Source organism: Nitrosomonas cryotolerans ATCC 49181 (genome assembly GCF_900143275.1).
Lineage (GTDB): Bacteria > Pseudomonadota > Gammaproteobacteria > Burkholderiales > Nitrosomonadaceae > Nitrosomonas > Nitrosomonas cryotolerans.
In genome coordinates, this window is record NZ_FSRO01000001.1 from 602936 (window position 1) to 625897 (window position 22962).

13 protein-coding genes are annotated in these 22962 nt (G+C 41.5%); 8 read left to right on the top strand and 5 right to left on the bottom strand.

The window, feature by feature from the left end:
• The first annotated feature begins 916 nt into the window (after positions 1–916).
• From BUQ89_RS02670 to BUQ89_RS02695, 6 genes are all read left to right on the top strand, one after another.
• Positions 917–3424 (top strand): hypothetical protein, encoded by a 2508-nt coding sequence (locus tag BUQ89_RS02670; protein ID WP_028460943.1) that lies wholly within the window; start codon positions 917–919, stop codon positions 3422–3424.
• An 18-nt stretch (positions 3425–3442) separates the two neighbouring features.
• Complete coding sequence (locus BUQ89_RS02675; protein ID WP_028460944.1) at positions 3443–5314, top strand: GMC family oxidoreductase; 1872 nt, start codon at positions 3443–3445, stop codon at positions 5312–5314.
• A 271-nt stretch (positions 5315–5585) separates the two neighbouring features.
• On the top strand, positions 5586–7970 hold the full coding sequence (locus BUQ89_RS02680; RefSeq protein WP_036572664.1) for a patatin-like phospholipase family protein: 2385 nt from the start codon (positions 5586–5588) through the stop codon (positions 7968–7970).
• Between the two features lie 145 nt (positions 7971–8115).
• Complete coding sequence (locus tag BUQ89_RS02685; RefSeq protein WP_051537518.1) at positions 8116–9015, top strand: lipase family protein; 900 nt, start codon at positions 8116–8118, stop codon at positions 9013–9015.
• 147 nt (positions 9016–9162) lie between these two features.
• On the top strand, positions 9163–11043 hold the full coding sequence (locus BUQ89_RS02690) for a di-heme-cytochrome C peroxidase (RefSeq protein WP_051537519.1): 1881 nt from the start codon (positions 9163–9165) through the stop codon (positions 11041–11043).
• 160 nt (positions 11044–11203) lie between these two features.
• The gene (locus tag BUQ89_RS02695; protein WP_028460947.1) at positions 11204–15433 is read left to right on the top strand and encodes a hypothetical protein; all 4230 of its coding nucleotides are present in this window, start codon (positions 11204–11206) and stop codon (positions 15431–15433) included.
• Between the two features lie 202 nt (positions 15434–15635).
• On the opposite strand, the gene BUQ89_RS02700 is transcribed toward BUQ89_RS02695, so the two are convergent.
• Positions 15636–16625, bottom strand: coding sequence for a restriction endonuclease (locus tag BUQ89_RS02700; RefSeq protein ID WP_028460948.1), 990 nt, complete (start codon positions 16623–16625; stop codon positions 15636–15638).
• Between the two features lie 374 nt (positions 16626–16999).
• Between BUQ89_RS02700 and BUQ89_RS02710 the strand changes: the two genes are divergently transcribed.
• Together BUQ89_RS02710 and BUQ89_RS02715 are read left to right on the top strand one after the other, a co-directional pair.
• Positions 17000–17227 (top strand): helix-turn-helix domain-containing protein, encoded by a 228-nt coding sequence (locus BUQ89_RS02710; RefSeq protein WP_143772740.1) that lies wholly within the window; start codon positions 17000–17002, stop codon positions 17225–17227.
• A 7-nt stretch (positions 17228–17234) separates the two neighbouring features.
• A complete protein-coding gene (locus tag BUQ89_RS02715) occupies positions 17235–18128 on the top strand; it encodes an IS3 family transposase (protein ID WP_281250618.1) in 894 nt (297 codons plus the stop codon).
• 87 nt (positions 18129–18215) lie between these two features.
• Here the strand turns inward: BUQ89_RS02715 and BUQ89_RS02720 are convergent, their stop codons facing one another.
• The 4 genes from BUQ89_RS02720 to BUQ89_RS02735 all read right to left on the bottom strand — a co-directional run bounded on the left by BUQ89_RS02720 (position 18216) and on the right by BUQ89_RS02735 (position 22866).
• On the bottom strand, positions 18216–19058 hold the full coding sequence (locus BUQ89_RS02720; RefSeq protein ID WP_036574149.1) for an SWIM zinc finger family protein: 843 nt from the start codon (positions 19056–19058) through the stop codon (positions 18216–18218).
• 1 nt (position 19059) lies between these two features.
• Positions 19060–22197 carry a DEAD/DEAH box helicase gene (locus BUQ89_RS02725; protein WP_028462500.1) on the bottom strand — a complete coding sequence of 1046 codons (3138 nt, stop codon included), beginning with the start codon at positions 22195–22197 and terminating at the stop codon, positions 19060–19062.
• A 181-nt stretch (positions 22198–22378) separates the two neighbouring features.
• Entirely contained in the window at positions 22379–22657 is a 279-nt protein-coding gene (locus BUQ89_RS02730) for a type II toxin-antitoxin system RelE/ParE family toxin (RefSeq protein WP_028462501.1), read from the bottom strand.
• Positions 22657–22866: a TA system antitoxin ParD family protein gene (locus tag BUQ89_RS02735; RefSeq protein ID WP_028462502.1), complete on the bottom strand. Its 210-nt coding sequence runs from the start codon at positions 22864–22866 to the stop codon at positions 22657–22659. Before BUQ89_RS02735 ends, BUQ89_RS02730 begins: the two co-directional genes overlap by 1 nt.
• Between the last annotated feature and the right edge of the window lie 96 nt (positions 22867–22962).

A 22962-nucleotide genomic window follows, 5' to 3' on the forward strand; every position in this document is an offset into this window, starting at 1 on the left:
CGCATCAAATCTTACAAACAGGCGCTCAAGCAGATGGTTTTTTTTCAGCTCTTCTCGAAATTCCCACACCCACATAGTCTTTGTATCGGGCCCTATCTCTGTCAAATCAAATTCCAAAAACCACATGAAACTCAAGTGATTCCAAACTGGATACTTCAAACGATCGCCCGACAGATTGTTCATTCTTTGCATACCAGAATCTTAAATAGCATCACTCGATCATCAAAGGGTTTGTGCCCGGCCGTGCTTCTTGGTTGCTTCGGCGAGAAGATCTGCGAATAGGCTCCAATCGATTACGGGACTGTCTCGTAATGTAGGGTTTACCCGTTTTTTACTATACAACTTATTGATTATTAACACCTGAAATTTTGGAAAATGTTATTACGAGACAGCCCCATTACATGATTTAGTTTCGCAAACGAGTCTTTTAGCTTGTTTAACTGATCGTATCGATTCTCAAGGTCAAAAAGACTGGCTTGCATGATTAAGTCTCATATCGGAAAACATATCCCATGTATTATATATTTAATACAATGCGTTATCGTGCTTTGGCTAAAAATAACAGCATGCCTCACCGAGTTGTCTAATTTTGTTACTTGGATTTTTAGAAATGCCCTTTAGACTAAAATAGGTATTTTGCTTATATTATTTTTCTCCTAGGGGCATATTATTGTATTACCTCAGAAATATATATAGGACTCTGACACTTATTTTGTTTCTGTCGTTTGTTTTCCCCAATAAAGTTCATAGGAAGTTTGATCGAGTTGGGGTAAAGGGATTGCGCAACGATAATTAATTTTTAGAGGCACCCTATTATGAATGCTATACGAAAAGTGAGCATAAATAGGTGTAAGTAAATAAATATAAGTAGATGTAATTGCTCTTCATACGGGATAGGGATAACAGGGGGCTGACGATGAAAAGTACACGTTTGTGGTTATTGACTTTGCTTTCTTTGCTTGCACTAATGCTGCAAGCTTGCACAAATTCAAGTATATGTGGAGATAAATCAGGAGAAATTCTCGATGAAGCGCTTTGTGTAGGGAGAACTGCTGATACTTTACAGAGTGCTACTGAAGACTATTTTGTGGATATGGATTATGGAATTAGTAAAGATCCAGCAGAAATTGTAAAACGCCTTACTCCATTTATTCCTGGCGTCTCAGAAGAAGATGCCGCTAATGCAATTATTCGAGGTCGCAATAATTGGATAGTTTGGACTGCTGGTAATGACGCGCTTTGGGATGAGCTTTCCAGGGCTAGCTTTGGAAACCTCGATTTTCTGAAAACCCTTTCAAATCATCCTAACTTAAAGTTCAGTCGCGATAACCGGTGGCAATATTTAGGCCTGGTTAATGAGCCATGTTATACCAAAGGTGATAAGCCGCGAGAAGATCGTTACGGTTTATATTTGGATCAACGTGATTCAAGTTGTGAGTTGGATCCATTTGAAAATGCTGAAAAATATCCTGGAATCGAAATTGGAGCCAGGGGAAAAAATATAGCCGTAGGCTCCTACTACGGTTATGGCACAGGTATTGTCGGTTTACGATTGTTTCCCAATCCAGATTTTGATGAAAAGGCTGAAGCCGAATGGGATGCTGAGAAATACTACAACGATCCGAGTTACTATAATAGAAAGGATTTGGTAAAGCCATATCGTGTGGGTATGTCCTGTGGTTTTTGTCATGTGGGCCCCAATCCTACCAACCCGCCAAAGGATCCAGAAAATCCTACGTGGGCTAACTTAAACTCCAATCCTGGTGCCCAATATTTCTGGATTGATCGTATCTTTATGTGGAATGCGGAAGTGAGTAATTTCGCATTTCAACTATTCCATACCTCGCGACCAGGTGCCTTGGATACTTCTTTCATTTCCTCAGATTATATTAATAATCCTCGAACTATGAACGCAATATATAATCTAGGAGCGCGACTTGAAATTGCGACAAAACTGGGTAAAGAAATACTAAGGGATGGTAGTCTGAATAACAAGCAATTCAATCAATTGGATGGTATACCTGAAAATAGTGCCCTTAATCAATTCTATAAAGAACCAGAAACTGTTTTTACACCAAGAGTTTTGAAAGATGGCGCTGACTCTGTAGGCGCATTGGGTGCTCTTAATCGAGTCTATATCAATATTGGTTTATTTAGCCAAGAATGGCTACAGCACTTCCGACCTTTGGTGGGAGGTAAGAAAATTACTCCCTTTGAAATTGAAGTGGCGAGAGAAAACTCCAGTTATTGGAATGCGAATGAAATGCAAACACCTGATCTTGCATTATTCTTACTTGCCTCGGCGCGTCCGGATTATTTAAAAGATGCAGCTGGGGGTTCTGTCCACCTGACTGATGATGTTGCTGTGTTGGATCGAGGCAAGCAAGTATTCGCTGAGACTTGTGCGCGTTGTCATTCAAGTAAGTTACCCGATAAAGCATTTGATTTTTTCCCTGATAATGGTTGCATAAATGGTAATTATCTAAAATGCTGGAGTAATTACTGGGATTGGACTAAATCCGATGAATTCAAGGAGAAAATGCAAGAAATTGTTAAAGCTGATAATTTCTTAGAAAATAATTTTCTTTCGACAGAAATTCGAATTCCCGTAACCCATTTGGAAACAAATGCTTGCAGTCCATTGGCAACCAATGCTGTGAAAGGAAACATCTGGGACAACTTTTCCTCGGCTTCCTATAAAAATCTACCTTCTGTCGGTGCCATGATTGTGCAGAATCCCTATACAGGGGAAGCATCGCAATACACGCTACCTGCCGGCGGTGTGGGATACACTCGACCTGCGTCATTGATCAGTGTGTGGTCTTCAGCCCCGTTTCTACTCAACAACACATTGGGCGAGTTCAAGTGGTCAGGCTCGGTGGATGATCGGATGGCCTCTTTCAATAATTCTATCGAACAGCTTTTATGGCCTGAAAAACGTAATGGCAATTTTACGGTGATTACCAAATCTGGTAAGACTCATCCAGGTGAGATTGATGGGACTACGGTCACAAGTTTCGTAAAAATAGACTCAGGCTACTTACCTGATTTTCTACAACCTTTGACAGGAATACTCAGCCGTTGGCTTCCTTGGATATTTAGTGATGATGGAATACAGATTGGTCCTATTCCAAAGGGGACCCCTGTAAGCTTGATTTCTAATATAGATATGGAGCAACGAGACAAAGTATTTAAAGTGTTGTTGAAATTGAAAAAAGATCTAAAAGCTCTCCCGGAAAATGCGACTGATGAGCAAGCTAGGCAAGTATTTGCTAATTTGTTAGATCCGCTAATTAAAGTTAGCAAGTGTCCTGATTATGTGGTGAATAAGGGTCACTATTTCGGTACAGACTACTTGGGAGTAGAACCAGGATTGAACGATGAAGATAAGTTCGCATTGATTGAATTTCTGAAAACCTTCTGATTGTAAGGAGTCAGTAACATGCAATCTGAATTTGAATATATTGTTGTCGGATCTGGTGCGGGTGGCGGTACAGTAGCTGCCCGTTTGGCAGAGAATGGTCAGAAGGTACTGGTGCTTGAATCCGGTGGTGATCCAGTTGTGCTGCAAGGTGGCGATGCCGTATCTTCAGACAATCGCCTACCGGAGGATTATGAAGTACCTGTTTTTCACGCGATTTCTACCGAAAATGAGGCAATGAGGTGGGATTATTTTGTGCGTCATTATGAGAATGATGAGCAGCAAAAAAAAGATCCTAAATATACCTCTACTTATCAAGGCGAGCGAGTGGATGGCGTGTTATATCCCAGGGCTGGTTGCCTGGGAGGCTGTACCGCTCACAATGCAATGATTACAGTTTATCCGCATAATGATGACTGGAATTATATTGCAAACTTGACAGGGGATTCTTCCTGGAGTGCTCGGAAAATGAGAAGCTATTTCCAGAAATTGGAGAATTGCAATCATCGTCCTTTTCTTCGGCTTCTCTCCAAATTAGGCATTAACCCTTCTAAACACGGTTGGGATGGATGGTTGCATACGGAAAAGGCGATCCCCAAAACCGCTTTAGGTGACAAGTCATTGGTAGCAAGTCTTGCGTTATCAGTAAAAGAAGCTTTTAAAGAACTCAGCGAACCACTCAAACGCATAGGGTGGCAACTGGAAGGAGTCGGGGATCCCAATGATTGGCGGTTAGTGGAGGATAGTTCCACTGGGTTGCGTTATCCACCACTTGCTACTAGAAATCATCAGCGCATGGGAACTCGTGAAAGATTACTGGAAGCTCAAAAGGCGTATCCAAAAAACCTTACCATTGAATTAAATGCGTTGGTGACCAGGATTCTTTTTGATGAAGAGAATCGCGCTATTGGCGTGGAATATATAAAAGGCTCGCGTCTTTACCGTGCTTGCAGTCAGCCCAGGAATGAAGCTGGTGAGCGGTGTGTTGTAAAAGCCAGTAAGGAAGTTATTTTATCAGGAGGCGCTTTCAATACGCCACAATTGCTCATGCTGTCAGGTATTGGACCGAGAGAGGAGCTAGAGAAACACGGAATAGAGGTTAGAGTTGAGTTGCCTGGAGTTGGGCGCAATTTACAGGACCGCTATGAAGTAGGTGTCGTTAATCGTATGAATTTCGAAAGCTGGGAGGTACTGGAAGGGGCGAAATATGCTAAAGGCGACCCTCAGTATAAACAATGGGCGGAGAAGCGCGAAGGTGTTTACACCTCAAATGGTGCAGTACTTGCTGTGATCAAACATTCTATGAAGGAAAGACAGTCACCTGATCTATTTTGCTTTGCATTACTAGCGCTATTCCGCGGTTACTTTCCTACGTATTCTCGCTTGACCGCTGAACACCTTAATTATCTCACTTGGGCAATTCTTAAAGCGCACACTAACAACACCGCTGGCTTTGTTAGTTTGAAATCGATAGATCCTCAAGATACGCCTTACATCAATTTTCGCTACTTTGAAGAAGGAAATGATAACGCTGGTGAGGATCTGAAATCGGTAGTGGAGGGAATAAAATTCATTCGAGAGATTACGAAGCCATTAAAAGCACAGGGCTTAATCGCTGAAGAGGAATTACCTGGAGAATCGATTCAATCGGATGAGGATTTAAGTGAGTTTGTTAAGAATCAGGCTTGGGGTCATCATGCCTCCTGCACCTGCTCAATAGGAGCCGAGAGCGATAAGATGGCAGTGTTAGATAGTAAATTTCGCGTTCGAGGCACGAAAAATTTACGGGTGGTTGATGCCTCTGTTTTTCCCAAGATTCCTGGTTTCTTTATTGTCAGTGCCATCTATATCATCGCCGAAAAAGCAGCAGATGTTATTTTGAAGGAAGGCTAAATAGTTAACAGTATGTTTTTCTCTAACATGAGGTTTTAGCAACTTCCTCTTACAGTTCTTCGATAGATAGGTGTGCAGACTGAAGTTAGCCTCATTTATAGGCGCAAGTCGTACGAAACGTTTTTGAATTACCGTATATGAATGTGCCGGTTTTTACTTGCTGTCAATATAGGTCTTTGGTCGATTAAGGAATAATACAACGCAAAATTTAGTCAAATTGTTGTGCTTTTTAACGATACTTTATGATAAATCTTATTGAAAGGCGGATCACATGTTCCAAAAAGTGAAAGCACTCATAAAAAAGATTGGTTTTGATGGAACAGCCAAAGCAGATGAAGTTATAGTTAAAGAAAGGCGGCATATCGAGGAAGAATTTGCCGATCAGTTTGACAGCAATTTCAAAGATTATCTTAATAACGATTACAAGACTTTTGTTAAAAAAACCTACTCAGAATACGTACGTAAGCATCACCCTGAAATAGATCATGGAGCTTACCCCCACCCCAAGAGACCCTGGTATGGTCTAGCTCTATCTGGAGGAGGAATTCGTTCAGCATCATTTTCCATCGGCGTTATCCAGGGATTAAATAAGCGACTTTCTGATAAAAAACCAACAACCATGGACAAAGTTACTTACCTGTCAACCGTGTCTGGCGGGGGTTACGCTGGTTCAGCTCTAAGTTGGTATCAGAAGGTTCATAAGACATTCCCTTTTGGCGATATCAACACATTTTCCGGTAGTCAGAATAGTCGCGAACCAGAAGACCAGGTGCTGAGCTATATTCGTCAGCATGGAAAATATTTAATTCCCAAACCGTTAGGATTCACTTCTCTTATTGGCGTAATTCTGATGAGTGTTTTGTACTCAATTGTCGCTTATACATTGTTATTTAGCCTGGTAATGTTTCTGCTGCAGGTTATTGCATCTTCAGAGATTATCACCAGCATTCTTAATGCTAACAATATTGTTGACGCAGCTAACTTCCGCCAATCTCTTTTGGGAATGGCGCCATCTGCCATAGATGGTACTGTTATCAATGGGGGGAGAATTGATTTTGTAATTTTTTTCCTGTCAATCAGTTTCATTCTGACGATAGCATTTTCTGCCATTGTATTTTTTTATGGATTCAGGAGTTTTATAGGATATTATTTTTCAATATCATATTGTTATCGAGTAAAGATTCAGGAAATACTGGGTGTGCTGTTGAAACTAATCATTGCTTCATTATTTTTTGCTGCGCTGCCATTAGCTGTTTTGCTTGTTTTTCGTGAAGAGCTGTCTATTAATCAACCGGGTGTCTGGGGTTCCATGATATCAGGCCTTGTTAGTATAACTTTGGCTATAAGGAATTTTCGACAGGAAGCCGAGAGAAGTGACGGTAAAGAGAGGGTCATCGGTAAGTTGATAACAGCGCTAAGTATTTTAGTTTTTATATTTTTTATTTTATTATTTTCTTATCTGATTGGCGAGATGATATATACAAGCCAAGATTCATTCTGGCCCATATTGATTGCTGCCTTCATCATTTCTATCATTGTTAACATTAACCAAATGTCTCCCCATAAAATGTATCGGGACCGATTGATGGAAACATTTTTAAAAGCTCCTCAAACGTCACCGACTGCGCCAATCTGTGAGCGAGGAAATGAAGCTGACAAAACGCTATTGTCCGACATGGCAGCCCATGGCAATTGGTCGCCTTATCAATTGATTAATTGTAATGTCATTCTCAACAATGCGATAACGCCCCATTACCGTGGTCGGGTGGGAGACAGTTTTTTGCTTTCGCCGTTATTTTGTGGCAGCGCTGCTACGAATTATATTGCCACTGATCGTTTTTCTGGTGGCCAAATGACTTTGGCAACAGCGATGTCTATTTCCGGAGGGGCTGCAAATCCTCATTCGGGAGTTTCTGGTGAAGGTGAATCCATTAATCCGTTTGTAGCGTTTTTAATGACTTTTCTAGGCTTGCGCTTAGGATATTGGACTTTTAGTCCCGCCATTTCTTTAAGAATATTAAATTCAATTATACGCCCCAATTATATTGTTCCCGGGCTTGGTAGCTTGCTTAATTTTGGTCACTCTGAAAAAAGCATGTTTATTGAACTGTCTGATGGTGGGCACTTTGATAATACGGGCATTTATGAATTGGTACGTCGTAGAACGCCCGTGATTATACTAGCGGACGGTTCAACAGATTCTAATTTTACTTTTGATGATCTTGGCAGTGCTATTGAACGCATACGGGTAGATTTTGGCGTATCGATTCGTTTTCTTGATGAAGCTTTTGATCTCTCTGGGCTATTGCCCGGTAGCCAGGCTTCTGCCAGTACGAGAGGCGCTGAGATTTACGATGAAAAATATAACTTGTCGGAACGGGGATACGCTATTGGTGACATTATTTATCCCGATATTTCAACAGAAGATGTAACAGAAAAAGCCTTTGTTGGCTTGTTCATATATATCAAGGCAACACTCACTCGTAATTTGCCTGGTGATTTATATGCTTATAGAGCCAGCCACCCCAGTTATCCGAATGAGCCGACTGCAGATCAATTTTTTGACGAACGGCAGTTTGAATCTTATCGGGAATTGGGCTATCAATTAACCAGTCAGCTTTTCAAAAATGAACAGGCTATGAAAAAATTACCCTGAGTTAAAAGTGAGATGTGCTATCAAAAATGGAGTCTGGAAGATATAGGGTTGTATCCGTCAGCGAAAATTGGATATTTCATTTGAAATACTCCTCGGATACTTCATTTAAAGAATTGTTCGACTAGCAACTGAAGGAGAGCAATAAATGAGCCAAAGAGATTATCGCTATGATCGTTTAAAGAATCCATTTGAGCCTTTGGCGACCGGATTTATGCCGAATAATGCATTGTGCCTCGCTGCAGCCTCGAATTTAGCCTATGAGGAATCCGACTCGCTACGAGCACAAGAGGTAAAAAAATGGGGGTTCAGCAAGTTTAAAACTATTAATATCAATAAGAAGCCGTTCGTCGGTACTCAGGCATTTGTTTGCGCCGATCTCAATGTTCTAATGATCGTGTTTCGAGGCACTCAGCAGAGAGATCTAATGGACTGGCTGACCAATGTGCGGTTCAGGTTTGTCGATGGACCGATAAAAAATGTAGAGAATAAGGTTCATCGTGGTTTTTACGAAGCACTGGATTTGGCATGGCCGCAATTAGAAACCGCGATCACAGATCTACGAACCCATGATCAGGCTATCTGGGTAACTGGTCACAGCCTAGGTGCAGCTTTAGCCACACTGACCGCAGCACGTCTGAGTCTCGGAGATGGAATAAGGAATCAACAGTTTGATGTCCGAGGCCTTTACACATTCGGACAACCACGTACCGGGGACAGAAGCTTTGTGACAGCCTTCGATCAGCGGTTTGAAGGACGATCTTTTAGGGTTGCAAATAATAACGATATTGTGGCCGAAGTACCACCGATGGGCCTTTTGTTGAAATATTGGCATATTGATCAATTGATGTATATCGATGCGGACGGGAAGCTGCATCCGGGTATTGCTACTTACAGACGAATTCTCGATGGGATAAATGGCCTACGTAGTGATTTCGGTAAATTTGGCCTCGATGCCTTAAAAGATCACGCTATGAATAACTATATGCAAGCCATGAGGAAATATGTGGAAGGCTTGGAGGTTAAGCAGAAAACTGCTCTTTCGTGAGTTTTAAAAGGATTACCAGTATAAAACCTACGCTAGGAATTTATTGGCTCATGATATTTAAGGGTTGTGATCAGAAAGAATGTTTATTTTTTCTTCTCTCTTTTGATTTTCTCGATTCTTAGCGTACTTTTAAAGAGGGTTTGTCTGATGAAATTTAATCACTTTGGATTGTTATTGTTGTTGAGCCTTGTTGGACTTTCCTCATGCGCAGATAAAGAATTGCCAGAGTTGCAAGCTGTGCAAAAAGTAGTTTGGCTGGATCAAAATTGGGATGATGATCAACGGCAATGGTTCCATTATGTGTCACAAGGCACATCCAGCTTTTTTGTTCCGTATGAGTGGTTTATTGCGCTAGAACAACCAGGGTTAAGTTTGTTTAGCAAAAAATTAATCGTTGATGGTGATTTTTTAGAGCGTTTGGGATTTATTGCCGGTTCATTGGGTTTATATAATAGCGCGAATCTACCTGTGGGTTTCGCAGTCGATCATGCAGCAACTGATCTGGAAGGTAAACCTTATCGTGCTATTGGCTTAACATGTGCGGCATGTCATACGGGACAGTTGAATTATAAAGGCACAGGAGTGCGTTACGATGGTGGCCCCTCGATGATAAGTGCAAATAAGCTAATGAGCACTATCCTGGTTTCTATGCTTGAAACTTATATTGGTCAGCGTCAATTTAAACGTTTTGCTGAGCGTGTATTAGCCGATCAATACTCAGATGAAGGCTTCAAGGAGTTACGTAAAGAATATACGAAAGCATTTATGTTTTTAGTTAATCAGTTATTTCAATCTATTAGCATACAAAATCAAGGAATTATCAATAAAGACATTGAGCAAGGCCGTGAAAGTAAAGTACTGGTAGATATTGTAAAAAATGTGAAGGCCAATCTCGCGCAGACCGAGGGCTATGGGCGCACAGATGCGTTAAATAGAATTGGTAACCAAGTGTTTGCACTGGATGCTGAGCGGCCAGAAAATTTTGTAATTCCCAATGCTCCTGTGAGTTTTCCATTTATCTGGACGAGTTCCTGGTTTGCTTGGGTGCAATATGATGCATCGATTATGCAACCGATGATTCGTAATGCGGGGGAGGCATTAGGCGTTGGCGCTTTGTTAAATTTAAATAAAGACAAGTCGAATAATTTTGCTTCTTCTGTGCATGTTATGAATTTGTATGCGATTGAAAAATCATTGGCAGGCGAAGCTGCACCGTTTGAGCATCGGCAATTTAGTGGATTGCGTTCCCCACAATGGCCACAAAATATTTTGGGAGATATCGATCAACAAAAAGCGGCGGTAGGTGAGCATCTATATAAACAATATTGTCAGGAATGTCATTTGCCACCGGTAGGCAGCTCAGAGTTCTGGAATGAACAATATTGGTCCGTAAAAAATGCAATTGGTACACGATTATTGGACTTAAAGTTATTCTCAACCGAGCTCATTGGCACCGACCCTAATCAAGCAGCAGTGTTGGCTGATCGTACAATCAATACCATTGGTATGGGCCTGGCGACAGGTGTTTTTGCAGATGCAGAATGTGCTGCATTGAATGTTACTGATGATGCAAAAGCCAACTTTGCATTATCGTTAGGAGCCGTTGTGCAGGAAACAGTTGATCTTTGGTATAGTAAAAATGGAATACCCAGTGAACAGCAGCAGGAAATGAACGGATATCTGCCTAATTGTTTACGTGCAACCAGAGGTTATAAAGCACGGCCACTTAATGGAGTTTGGGCAACTGCGCCATTTCTACATAATGGCAGTGTACCAAACTTATTTACACTGTTATCGCCTGTGAGCGAAAGGCCAAAGCAATTTTATGTGGGCAATTTGGAGTTTGATCCTATATTAGTTGGATATGAAACAGGGAAACGTAGCGGATTATTCTTGTTTGATACGACAAAAAATGGAAATTCCAATCACGGCCATGAATTTAACAATACACAAAATAAAGGTGTGATTGGGCCGTTGTTGAATGTGGCAGAACGTGAGGCGCTGATTGAGTTTTTAAAGACCCTGTAATGTAGTAAGCGGCGTGAAAAAACTGATTTGATGTGAATGAGAGAAAATACACATTTTCTAACGCATTGAGGGATCGAAGCATGAATAAATAAGCGCGTTTGGCACCTGAGTGTATTTTTGACACTTGTTTACTTAGCTGTTTGCTTACAGGGGAATGCTGATGTCAACCGATACAAGCGCTAAGACGACATCATCCAAGGCCTCAGTGCCACGCCGTCGGATATGGATTTGTGCATTTATTGTGGTGCTGGCGCTCATTTCTTTTGGCTATTTAAGCTTTATTAATAGTCGAGGCAATTTTGCCAATAGTGACTTTTATCGAGTCTTATACGAAGCCTCGAACAAGTTTAATGAAAACTTGAGTCAATTGGACAAAATGCATGTGAATGAAGAGAGTATTAACTCTATCCGCGCCCAGTTACCCAGCTATCAGCGAAAACAAACAAACGATGCCCAAAATATTAATAAGAGCTTTAACTATTCTCTCTCCGGGCATAATATTTTAATTAAGAACGGGAATTTTGATGCTGAAGTTCGAGTTGCTGATATTTTACCCTCTCCAAAGCAAGGTTTTAGTCAATATCTTTTTGCGAACAGTGAAGGCAAAGTATTAGCCACCATCGGTGGTGAGAAGACCATATCAATTGACAATTTAACAAGTATCAACAAAGAAATAGAGAAGAGTAAACATCGTTATCAATTTAATTTGAAAGAGCCAGAAAGTAGTGATGGCGACGATGGTAGGCAACATTTGCCGAGCTATAGTAGCCATGTAGATATGAAATTATCTTATGGGGAATTTCGTATTTTTATCTTCCCTTTTTCTCTGGATACCGCGTTAAGTACAAAGCCTAATAATCAAAAACAAGAGAGTTCAAATAACGCTTCCCCAACCGGCACGATAAATACCCTCTACTTAGTCGGTCTGTTACCAAAACACAAACTACACATTGAGGATTCAGGTTACTGGAGCTTATCATTATTGTTGGTAACGCTAGTCAGTTTATTGTTTATTTGGACCCTACTGCGTCTATACCTGTTGCCTAAAAGCCAATCTATTACGCCATTGTATCGGAACTTTACCATGCTCTCGAGCTATGGTTTTTTCATTGTGCTTATCGCTCTCGTGCTGGCGTTCATGCAAAAAACTACCTTGCAGATGAGTAAAGATAGAGAAGCAGTCGCGTATGCCAAGAAACTATATACACAGCTAAATGGTGATCTCATTAAGGTGTTTCAAGGTTTAGACAACTATCGGCCTTTCTATCACAATTTGTTAGCTGAGCTAGATGACTTCGCAACCCTTAATGCACCAAATGGAACTGAATCCAATAACAATGTGTCAGCAACTGACCGTTTTTCACAGATGATCGAAAATTCTCTAGTCTCGTTAACTTCGCCATCCTGTAAGCCTCTATCCGAAAAAAAGTTACCAGGCTATGCATTTACGCCTCGTAAAGCCTATCTAATTACTTCTAATTGCTTAGTTGATACCAATGGAGAAGAGAATTGGCAAGTAACCGCAAAGCTGGATCAATCTGCAGAACAGATATTGCTTCAGGCGCAACAAAAAAACGTCAGCGGTGAAGCCGTTTTGAGTTTTATGGCAAGCAACCTGGATCTCAAGGTGGAATCTAACGGAATGGTTGAATCCCATATTGGCCAAGGGAAGCAAGGCTACCTGCCCGCTAATATACTTACTGTATTTGCCATCAATGATGAAGGTAATACCACACTACCACCAATATATTATCAAGAAAGTAATGCTCCACCACAGGTCGTAAATCTAATTGAACGAGACTATTACAAGAAAATCAGGGATTACCAAGGTTGGCAGCTGTGCCTCGCCGCTGAGAAAAACAATAGTGATCAATGTGTTGAGTTCAATAACGTTTATCTCCAACGCTTGTTAAACATAAGTGATGGCACCCGTGGCACTACCATTTCGATGCCGATGTATGATCCAAAAGACTCTGTCTTGCCAGGAAGCGGGTTAACCGCCTATATATTAGGTGCCGATGTAATTTTGCCTTCATTAAGCCTGGCGGCACCCGCCCCCTATGATTTCACCTACATGGTGATTGACCGTGATAGTGGTGGCGTGCTGTTCCATAGTAACGAAAGCCGGGCCTTAGTTGAGAACTTGTTCTATTCAGGTAACAATAAATCCAATTTAAGCCAATGGATCAAAGCCAGGTTAGATTATTACCCGGAATTGAGCGAGGAGATAATTGAGGGACATTACCATGGGCAGTCTGGCCGGTTTGTGTTAATTCCTGCCCCTATTGATGCCTGGGCAATTGTGATTTTTTATCCAAACGATAGTCTCGACGCTTTAATGGCTAACCAGTTTTTGTTAATCAGCGTGAGCTTTGCTTTTGCACTACTGGTATTGGTCGGTTTGCTCACTGTTTGTCGCAAATTTTCATACACCAACATTCTAAAAAACGAATTATTTATACGTGCAGGAATCAATGGTCGGATAATCATCATGGCCGGTTCAATAATGTTCAGCGCTATTTATAGCCTCTATTATATTGGGCTATTATTTGATTTGGCCGAATTTTGGCAACAGTCAGTACGTATGTTTTCCTGGATACTGCCCAGTGCCGGGGTATTGATATTATTATTCTACCTATTCCGTATCTGCAATAAACGTCTTTCCGCTGCAGGTTCAAGCAGCCATATGTCAACAAATAAAAGTCTCAAAGCACTGTTTGCAGTGGCTATCCTGTTGTCAATGACGCACCTTTATTATTTGCATGCTGCAGCGCAGATGCCGCTAAAAGCACTGGGCTTTCATTATCAACAGGTTCATTGCAATTGGCTCAATTACGAGCGTCAAGAAATGATCAAAATGGCGCTTAGCCGCTATCCGAATTCTATTACCCAGCAACGCATAGATCCGATCACACTATTACCCTTGACTTCCCAATTAGAAAATAATTTGAAGGATAAAATTACTTGTCAAATGCACTCATCCCAAGTCGAGCCCGACGACTACCTTAACCTCAGTTCTCTGGTGGGCGCCACTTATTTATGGCAATGGATAAATGCTTATTTCACCACTGGTTTTCCCACTGCTGCGCCACCCACAATACAAGAGGATTTAAAAATCTTATGGCCAGTAGCAGGCTATAGCATTTTAATAGGGATCATTATTTGGATTTGGTTAGGATTTAACCGCCGCATGTTATGGACACGTTTGTATTATTCAGATGGCTTTTTGCAGCATATTGAAAGATTAACCAAATCAAAATCCACCCTGAAACAGGGCTCGCATCATACAAAGCTAATCATCGAATGCGATCGGGTAAAACTCAATGGCATCGGCCTGGCCTTGCTACTTAGAACCACCGTGATGCACGAAAGTAAATCTACAGAACCTAAGCTTAATAATTTATTAGTGGGCTTCGACACGCTCTACCAGCTCAGCCCATGTCTGCAAAGACTTGGTGCTAGCAATAGCTTCCTGCCCAATCTCAAGCTTAACGTCATAGAGGATGCCGATAGCAAAAAATTGGATGTGCAAATCTGGGATATCGAAACTTGCCTTGAACAGGCTCAATTTAGGCAACATCTGCTCGATTTGATTATGGAAATAAAATCACTCACCCTGGCGAATCAGCTAAATTCATTTACCATTTTTACCGGATATCACAGTTTGCAAAGAGTCAAAATGAAAGATCCTCTATTAGTAGAAGAGAGTTCAATCCTTGAGCATGCGGAATATTTGTCATGGGCAGAGTGTCTGATGGATTTTAATGTGAAAGTGACGGATATCCTTGAGCGAGGAGTAGACAAGCGGTTGCTGGAACAGGAAATTTCTGATTTTCCAGAATTATTTTTCTTATCATCCGATGCCTTGGAATCCTCTGAAACTACAGAAAAAAGCCTATGGGATCAAGGTGAAGACTCGAGAATTGGTGCTCAATGGACGACCATCAACTATATATTATTGCGCGCTGAGGCTCTTTATCGTTTTAAATGGGAGTCCTGCTCAAATGCCGAAAAACTAGCGTTGCTTAGCCTCGACAGGCAACATAGGATCAATCCATCCAATACTCAGATGATCGAACATTTGGCTGTGAATGGGTTAATTAAGGTTAAGCAAGGACATTTGGAGATCGCTAATAACAGCTTTGCGTACTTTATTCGCAATGCAGAAACCATAGACACGGTAAACCGTTTGGTGAGTCAAAGTGAAGCCGGTTTTTGGAAAGATTACCAATTGCCACTCGGCTTGTTGGTGATTTTAATTATCGGCGGCATCGCACTGACCTCTGGCGAATCTATTTATATTATTGCCGCCTCAGTAGCCGGTGTCATAGGTACCATTGCCAGTATCGCCACCAGTGCTAGCATGCTTAGAGGGCAGTTTAAGGAATAGATAGGAATCGCGGGAAAGACCCCATAATTGACAACACACATCATTCTAAAAGGAAGCAAGCCATGAATAAGCTTTTGCGATCATACCTCGGAATAAAGAAAAGAGGCTCCGAACGTTATCTGTTTGCCAATAAGCTTTTAGAACCTTCAGAAATGAGGAGTATTTTTAGAAATCATCTAATTCAAATGTATATTTGAAAGAATTATGTTGCCAACATAGGGATTTCTATTATTCCTAATAATTGTTTGGTTTTGAAAGATAACTCGGTAATGTTGTCATAGATCCAATCTACAAATTCAGTTCCAACCATCGTTTTAATGTTATGTTCTTCAGCCAATTCAATTGATGATTCAGATAAATCGGCTGTTGTAATGAGCCATTTCTGATAGTTCCTTTCTTCAATATCATCATAGGCAATTAGCTGCTTAAGCCCATGTTCCCCTGATATATTTGAATGATGTTTAACCTGTATTACTAAATGTGACTCAGAAAATCTATCTACTTTGCTCGCTTTAATATCGATATCTGCAATATCTGAGGATTGATTTTTTGCTTGAATGCTTGCCGTATATCCTTCAATTTTTAGAAGCTCTTTAACTAATTGCTCTAAACCATTGCCACCCGCAGATAGCCATGTTGTTCCAGAAATTATAGACTTCAGTAAATTTTCCTTAAAAACGGTCTCAGCTTCAGAGATTTTTTCTAACAAATAAGTTTCTTGCTTATAAGCACCATTTGACTCGATTGACTGAATAATTCTTTCAATTTCATCTTTAAATTCTGTTAAATTAGCATTAGCTGCTCTTATTTTTAGTCGACTCTCTAAACCTTGAGTTAATGTTTTTCTTGCTATTCTAAGAATATGACCATCATGCGTTCTGAACAAATTCACAGAAATAAGATTACAAGCTTGATCCTTAGCTAAACTAATATCAAAACATTTTTTTCCATTAACTACACCAATAGTTATAGCTTTTGATAATGGAACAATAACAATATCCCCAGATTCCAAATTAAAGAATCTTTTAACTTTATTGGTATGTCTGCGAATACCTTGAGGATATTCCTGATTAATTTTTTGAATGACCTCGGGGGCAGTTTCATATTCTGAAAAGTTAACCTTAGCCCAGCCATATCCTATGTAATCCTTATTGAGAACGGACATAGGACTTCTAACCATTATCACTTGCATTGTTTTTCCCCAGCTTTATTGCGTTTTATAATATGCATCTTTTTCAAAATTATAGTATTTTGATCTACATTGAGGAGCTCATAAATTTTCATGACTTTGTTCTTAAAAAAGCTCCTGGCCTAGGTAGTATAGTCATGAGGCGCTTGCTTGCCCAGAGAGCGATACACCTGATTTTCACAGTGGCGAGGAATGAGGCCGTATTTCTGGCATATTTTGTGGCAATGCCGCGCCATCTCTTGAGATGAAGAAAAGCACCTTAGACCAGATACCTTTGTCGTGCCAATGGATAAAACGGTGGTGTGTATTGTGAAGTGGTACCGCAAAACTGGACAAGTTGTTAAGCTCTGATATGAGATAAATAGAGAGACATAATCATGAGCAAGAAACGCATGCAATACTCAACAGAATTCAAAGCCAAAATAGCCTTGGCAGCAATACGTGGAGAAGAAACGGTACCACAACTAGCCGCTCGTTATCATATCCATCCTACGCAGATTAATAGCTGGAAACGTCATTTGATTGAAAAGCCAGTGATTTGTTTGGCAAGAATAGTGACGCCAATAATAAGAATGGTCATAGTGCCGACGATTTACATCGCGTGATTGGGCAATTGACGGTGGAACGCGATTTTTTAGCCAGAAAGCTCGATCATTAAGTGTTGCTGAGCGCAAAACAATGATCGAGCACCACGAGAAACTAAGTCAATCGCGTCAATGCCATTTACTGGGTGTTGCACGCTCGTCGTATTATTATCAGCCACAACCCACAGATGGAAGTGAGTTAATCTTGTTGCGTCAAATGGATGAGCAGTATTTGAAAACACCACAGTATGGTTCACGCAGTTATGCCACGTGGTTCAGGCGCCAGAGGAGGATGATAGGCCGCAAGAAAGCAACTTCAATGATGAAGATACTGGGCATTATTAGCACAGCACCAAAGCCCAAAACCAGTATTCCGGCCAAGCAGCACAAGAAGTATCCTTATCTGCTCAAAGGTAGGACCATTAGTCGTCCCAACCAAGTTTGGGCGACCGATATCACTTACGTGCCGATGGAAAAAGGTTTTGGCTATCTTGTTGCTATTATGGACTGGCATTCGCGTAAAGTATTGAGCTGGCGCATATCCAACACACTGGACGCTGATTTCTGTGTCCAGGCTTTGGAAGCTGCCATTCAGGATCATGGCTGTCCGAAAATCATGAATAGTGATCAGGGTGTGCAGTTTACCAGCGAGGCATTTACATCAATGCTAAAAACCAATGGTATACAGATCAGCATGGATGGCAAGGGCTGCTACTATGACAATATTTTTGTTGAACGATTATGGCGTACAGTCAAATACGAACACCTATATACTCGGGAATTCAACAATCTAAAGGAGGTAAGGAAAAGTTTAAATATTTGGTTCAATTGGTACAATCAGGAACGTTTTCATCAAAGTCTTGATGATCTAACACCAGATGAAGTTTACTATCAGAAGTATGCAATTCCTCAAGCTGCCTGAGCTTGATTAACCAGCCATGTTAGAGCTTAATTTATCTTCAGGTTGTCTAGTTAATGGGGGCCACTTCAGGATAAGCGATAGCAATCCTTATAAAATCGCTTTATTCTTTACCGAAATTCTTTCATAAACTTCTTCCATCACTTCAACAAAGGAATGATCCAGGTCCCAGAAAGGCGGGTAGTCACCTTGTTTCCTAATTAATGCAGCTGAAACGAGCGGACTGGATGCACTTGTTTCCGGTAATGGCGGTGCGGACATGTGCCAGAATTGTTTGAGGGTAATGTCCTGGTAATTTTGATAACAGGGTTGGGTGTAACGATGTTGTGCGTATTCCATTGGGATTGCATCAGGCTGAGTAATTTGCGCCAGCAGTGCTTTGCCCAGAGGGGAATCAGCAAGCACTTGGTGCAGTGTTGCTTTGTCCATTCCGCGAAGTTCGAATATCAGAAATGGGTCACGATCAAGCATAGAGGCAACTTTATAGTAAGTGCCGGCAATATGTTTGCATGGATTTGACCAATCGGGACAAGAGCAATCCGTTATAAGGTCGCCAGCATGATTTCCGGGCAGCAAGTCAACGCCATGTTTTGCAAATGCCTGCTGAATATTATCGGGCATTTCGTTCATCATCAGGCGTGATAACCAAGCAGCGTTGCCAGCAATTTCTTTAATAATTGCTTTCCATTTTTCCTGGCTAATCGTTTTTAGTTTTATAGATATCTTATATTTAGGTTCTTTATGAACGCCAAAATAAGCGTTAATATTGCCACGTATCTTGGCTTTGATTTCCTTACCTTCAATACAAAAATCCAACATTCTGTTTGGGCCAGCATATGCGCGGCCTCGGCTGAGGCGGCCAGGGTCAATACGTTGTTGCAAAGCATCCAGAAATCGTTCGCCCCACCAGGTACGTGTAATTTTACGTGCCATTTTAGGCCTCCAAAATTGTATTTTTATTCAGTTGTATTAATGCGCGGAATGCATCATTGTCCAGTTCGGTGAGCCAGGATTCATCATTGCCGATAATGCTTTCTGAGAGCTTCTGTTTCTCTTCCAGCATTTGATCAATACGTTCTTCCAGTGTGCCTAACGCGACCATTTTATGTGCGAATACGGTCTTGGTTTGCCCGATACGAAATGCGCGATCTGTTGCTTGATTTTCCACCGCTGGATTCCACCATCGGTCAAAATGGAAGACATGATTGGCACGGGTTAAGGTAATGCCCACGCCACCGGCTTTCAATGAAAGAACAAAAATCGACGCGGGCGCATCTTCATCCTGGAATTGTTCAATCATCTGTGCGCGGCGTTTACGCGCTGTGCCGCCATGTAGATAATAAACCGGGTAGTGATAGTTTTCACGCAAGTGTTTTTCCATTGCGGCACCAATTTCAGTGAATTGCGTAAATATAAGCATGCTGTCACCCTCAGTAATGGCTTCTTCAACCATTTCACTGACACGCGCCAGTTTGTGTGAACGAAGGGTACTAAAGTCACTGTCATCCTGTAAAAACTGTGCAGGGTGGTTGCAGATTTGCTTCAGCTTCATCAATGTGGAAAGCATCAAGCCTTTGCGCTGAATGCCTTCAGCTTGCGCCAATTCCACCTGGATATCATCAACCACTGCTTGATATAGGGAAGCTTGTTCTTGTGTCAGATTGCAGTAAACTTTTTGTTCGATTTTATCAGGCAGGTCTTTGATAATTGATTTGTCCGTTTTCAAGCGACGTAGAATAAATGGTGTAATTAATTTCTTGAGTTGTGTTGAACGCAGTGTGTCACTATCGCGCTGAATCGGGGTTTCATATGTTTTTTTGAATTGGGTTGAGGTGCCCAGGTAGCCTGGATTTAGAAAATGGAAGATGGACCACATATCCATTAAGCGATTTTCTATCGGGGTTCCGGTCATGGCTAATCGATGTTTTGCGTTGAGCCGGAAAATGGCTTTGGCCTGTGCCGACTGGGGGTTCTTTATATTTTGTGCCTCATCAATAACAACTCGATGCCAATCAATCGGATTAAACAAACTGGCATCCCTGCGTACCAGTGAAAAAGATGTGATCACAACATCTTTGTCGGCAATGTCCTGTTTAAATTGTGCAGGTGTTTGGGTGCGGGTTGCGCCATGATGGAGTACAGTCGCCAGTTGTCCGGCAAAACGTTCAATTTCTTTCTGCCAATTTCCCAATACAGAGGTTGGTGCAATTAATAATGTGGGGGCAAGTGATTCTGTTGATTGTGCTCGTTCCTGAACAAGTCTGGCGATGACCTGAATTGTTTTTCCCAGCCCCATGTCATCGGCTAAGCAAGGATGCAGGCCTAATGACTCCAGATAAACAAGCCACGACAATCCGCGCTTTTGATACTCACGTAAGTCTCCATTTAATGCTTGTGGCGTATCCAATAACTGTAGTCGCTGGTTATCACGCAAACGTGACAGAATCTCGGAGAGTGTGTCGTCAAAACTATAGATTTGAGTTTGTTCATCTGCTTCAGCTGCTTGCCTGAGCATGTCAGTCAATGTCACTGTCTCATCAGCACTTTGTTGTTTCTTCCATAAAGCTAATAAGCTCTCCATCTGCTCTTTATCAATTTCCATCCACTCCCCACGAAAGTGAATCAATGGCGATTTAGCATTTACCAGTAACTCCCATTCATCTTCAGTGACGACTTGCTCACCAATCGAGAGTTGATAGTCATATTGCAAGATTGAAGTTAGGTTAAATTGCCCATCACTCTTTTCCTGGCCTGGTGTGGAATGTACGGATGCTTTAGTACGAATTTGTGCACGTCGTCGTCCTTTTGGTGTCCACCAGGATGGCAGGCTAATCTTGAATCCTGCATCCTCCAATACACCCGCATCATTCTTAAGAAATGCAAACGCTGCTTCCATATTGAGCGTCAGCCCAACGGGTCGGTTTGATTCCAGCCCGTCCCAAAGTAGAGGGCAAATGCGAGCAGCCTGTCCGAGTCCCAGCAGCAGGTTCTTTTCAAAATCATGGTCGAGAAAATGTTTATAGGCACTCTTATCACAGTCTGGATGCCAATAATCTGTCAGTGACAGTTTGAGTGATGGATCTTGTCGCGATTCAACAAAGAATCTTAATAACCAAGCATCGGGTGAGCTGGGCTCCGCCTGTTGCAATCGAATTCCCAGATTGAAACCGTTTTGCTTTTCCTGCCCCAATAATCCCTGTTTCCAACTTCGCCATTGACGCCATTGCTCTGATGTAATGAATGGCCATTTCTGAGAAGCGTTTATCAGGCGACCAAAAAAATTATCATCAAATTGATTTTGAAGTTTCTTGGTAAAGTCGACGTTCTGTATCAACATTTCCAGCATTTGTTCAGAGAAATGCCGTAGTAATTGCTCGCGATCCAGTAAGCTCGGAGAGTCAGTTTTCTCCTTATCGCCCATTTGTTCCTGAACGGCGACACAAGCCAAGGGCATAATGCTGGAGAAATCAGCAATCAATTGCTCATAGGTTGTTGCCACGGGTTCCCAGCCAGTCGAGATTTTAAGATTCGGTTGCGTTGTTTTTTTAGCGGGTGCTTCCAGGTAGCATCGTAATGATGGGATATATTGGTGTCTGCGCACAATTTCCCCAAAACTGCGTGCATAATCTATCCAGAATTGCATATCACTTCCCAGGCGAAATTGGTCCGTTTTATGTAATGCTAAGAAACGGATTTCCCTTAAGAATAATAAAGGCTTCTCCAAGGATAAGCCAAAGATCTTCCAGCTCTGCCAGTCAAATTCTTCGGGTATCATTTCACCGGTAATTAATGCCATTTCAGGGCTTGGCAGTGGGATATCGTCCTGACTGGGAAGCGCTATGTAGAAATGGGATGGCTGTGGATTTAATACACTGACAAGTGCTGTTTTTAGCGGGAATTCATCAATAAAGAACTGTTGTAACTGTTTTTTTTGAAAAACAGTGCCAGCATGGGTATTGGCAGGCGTTTTGTCTTTAGATTTAGATTCCGTTTCAGCCCAAAATATAAAGCGGCCTGAATTATCGAAATATCCCGGGTTATCGGGAACCCAGCTAGTATGAAAGATGTACATAGGTATTGCCAAGTTAAGTAAATTTGCATAAAAACTAGTCAATGCACGAATTTTTAACTCATTGATTGTTAAATATTCATAATACTGACTCGAGGTGGAAAATCAGTCCAATTTGACTTAACTTGGCAATACCCCAAAAACTAATTTAAAGTTCAGCTATTTCAATGCTGAATAAAAAAAATTACTTCTCATGCCGCTTGAGATCGCGATAAAAATTCTCGTGGGGCCCGAAGACCAGTAGTTTCAAGCTATCCTTATCGAGAATACGATATGCCAGCATGCACAATTGGTTTGATAAACGGAATTTATAGACACGGATGCCAAGCAGGTCGCCTACTTTTGCTTCACCACATTGAGGATTTGATGCAATGGCACGCACTGCTTCATCAAGATCAGGTTTTTGCTGTGGATGCAGCTTCTTTACAGCGCGCTCAAATGTGGGCGTGACATATAACCGCATCAGCCGAACTGGTACTCACCCGTTGACTCTTCCTGATCGGCAATCAGTATGTCGCGGATCATGGTAAACGGCAAATCAGGATTCTCCTCTGCAATCTTGCCAATCTGCGACCAGTATTCGATCTGCTTGGGTAGCGAGCGATGCTGTGTTTGCGCGTAGCGCTTGGCCTCGGCCACCAGGCTCTCTGATAGTTTTACGTTTACAGACATGGCAATCTCCTAGTCAAAGGTTTATTTTAGCTCAATTAGTTCCTTAAAGGAACCTGGCGAGGATTTGATCATTAATTTTATCATCTCAACTTCCGG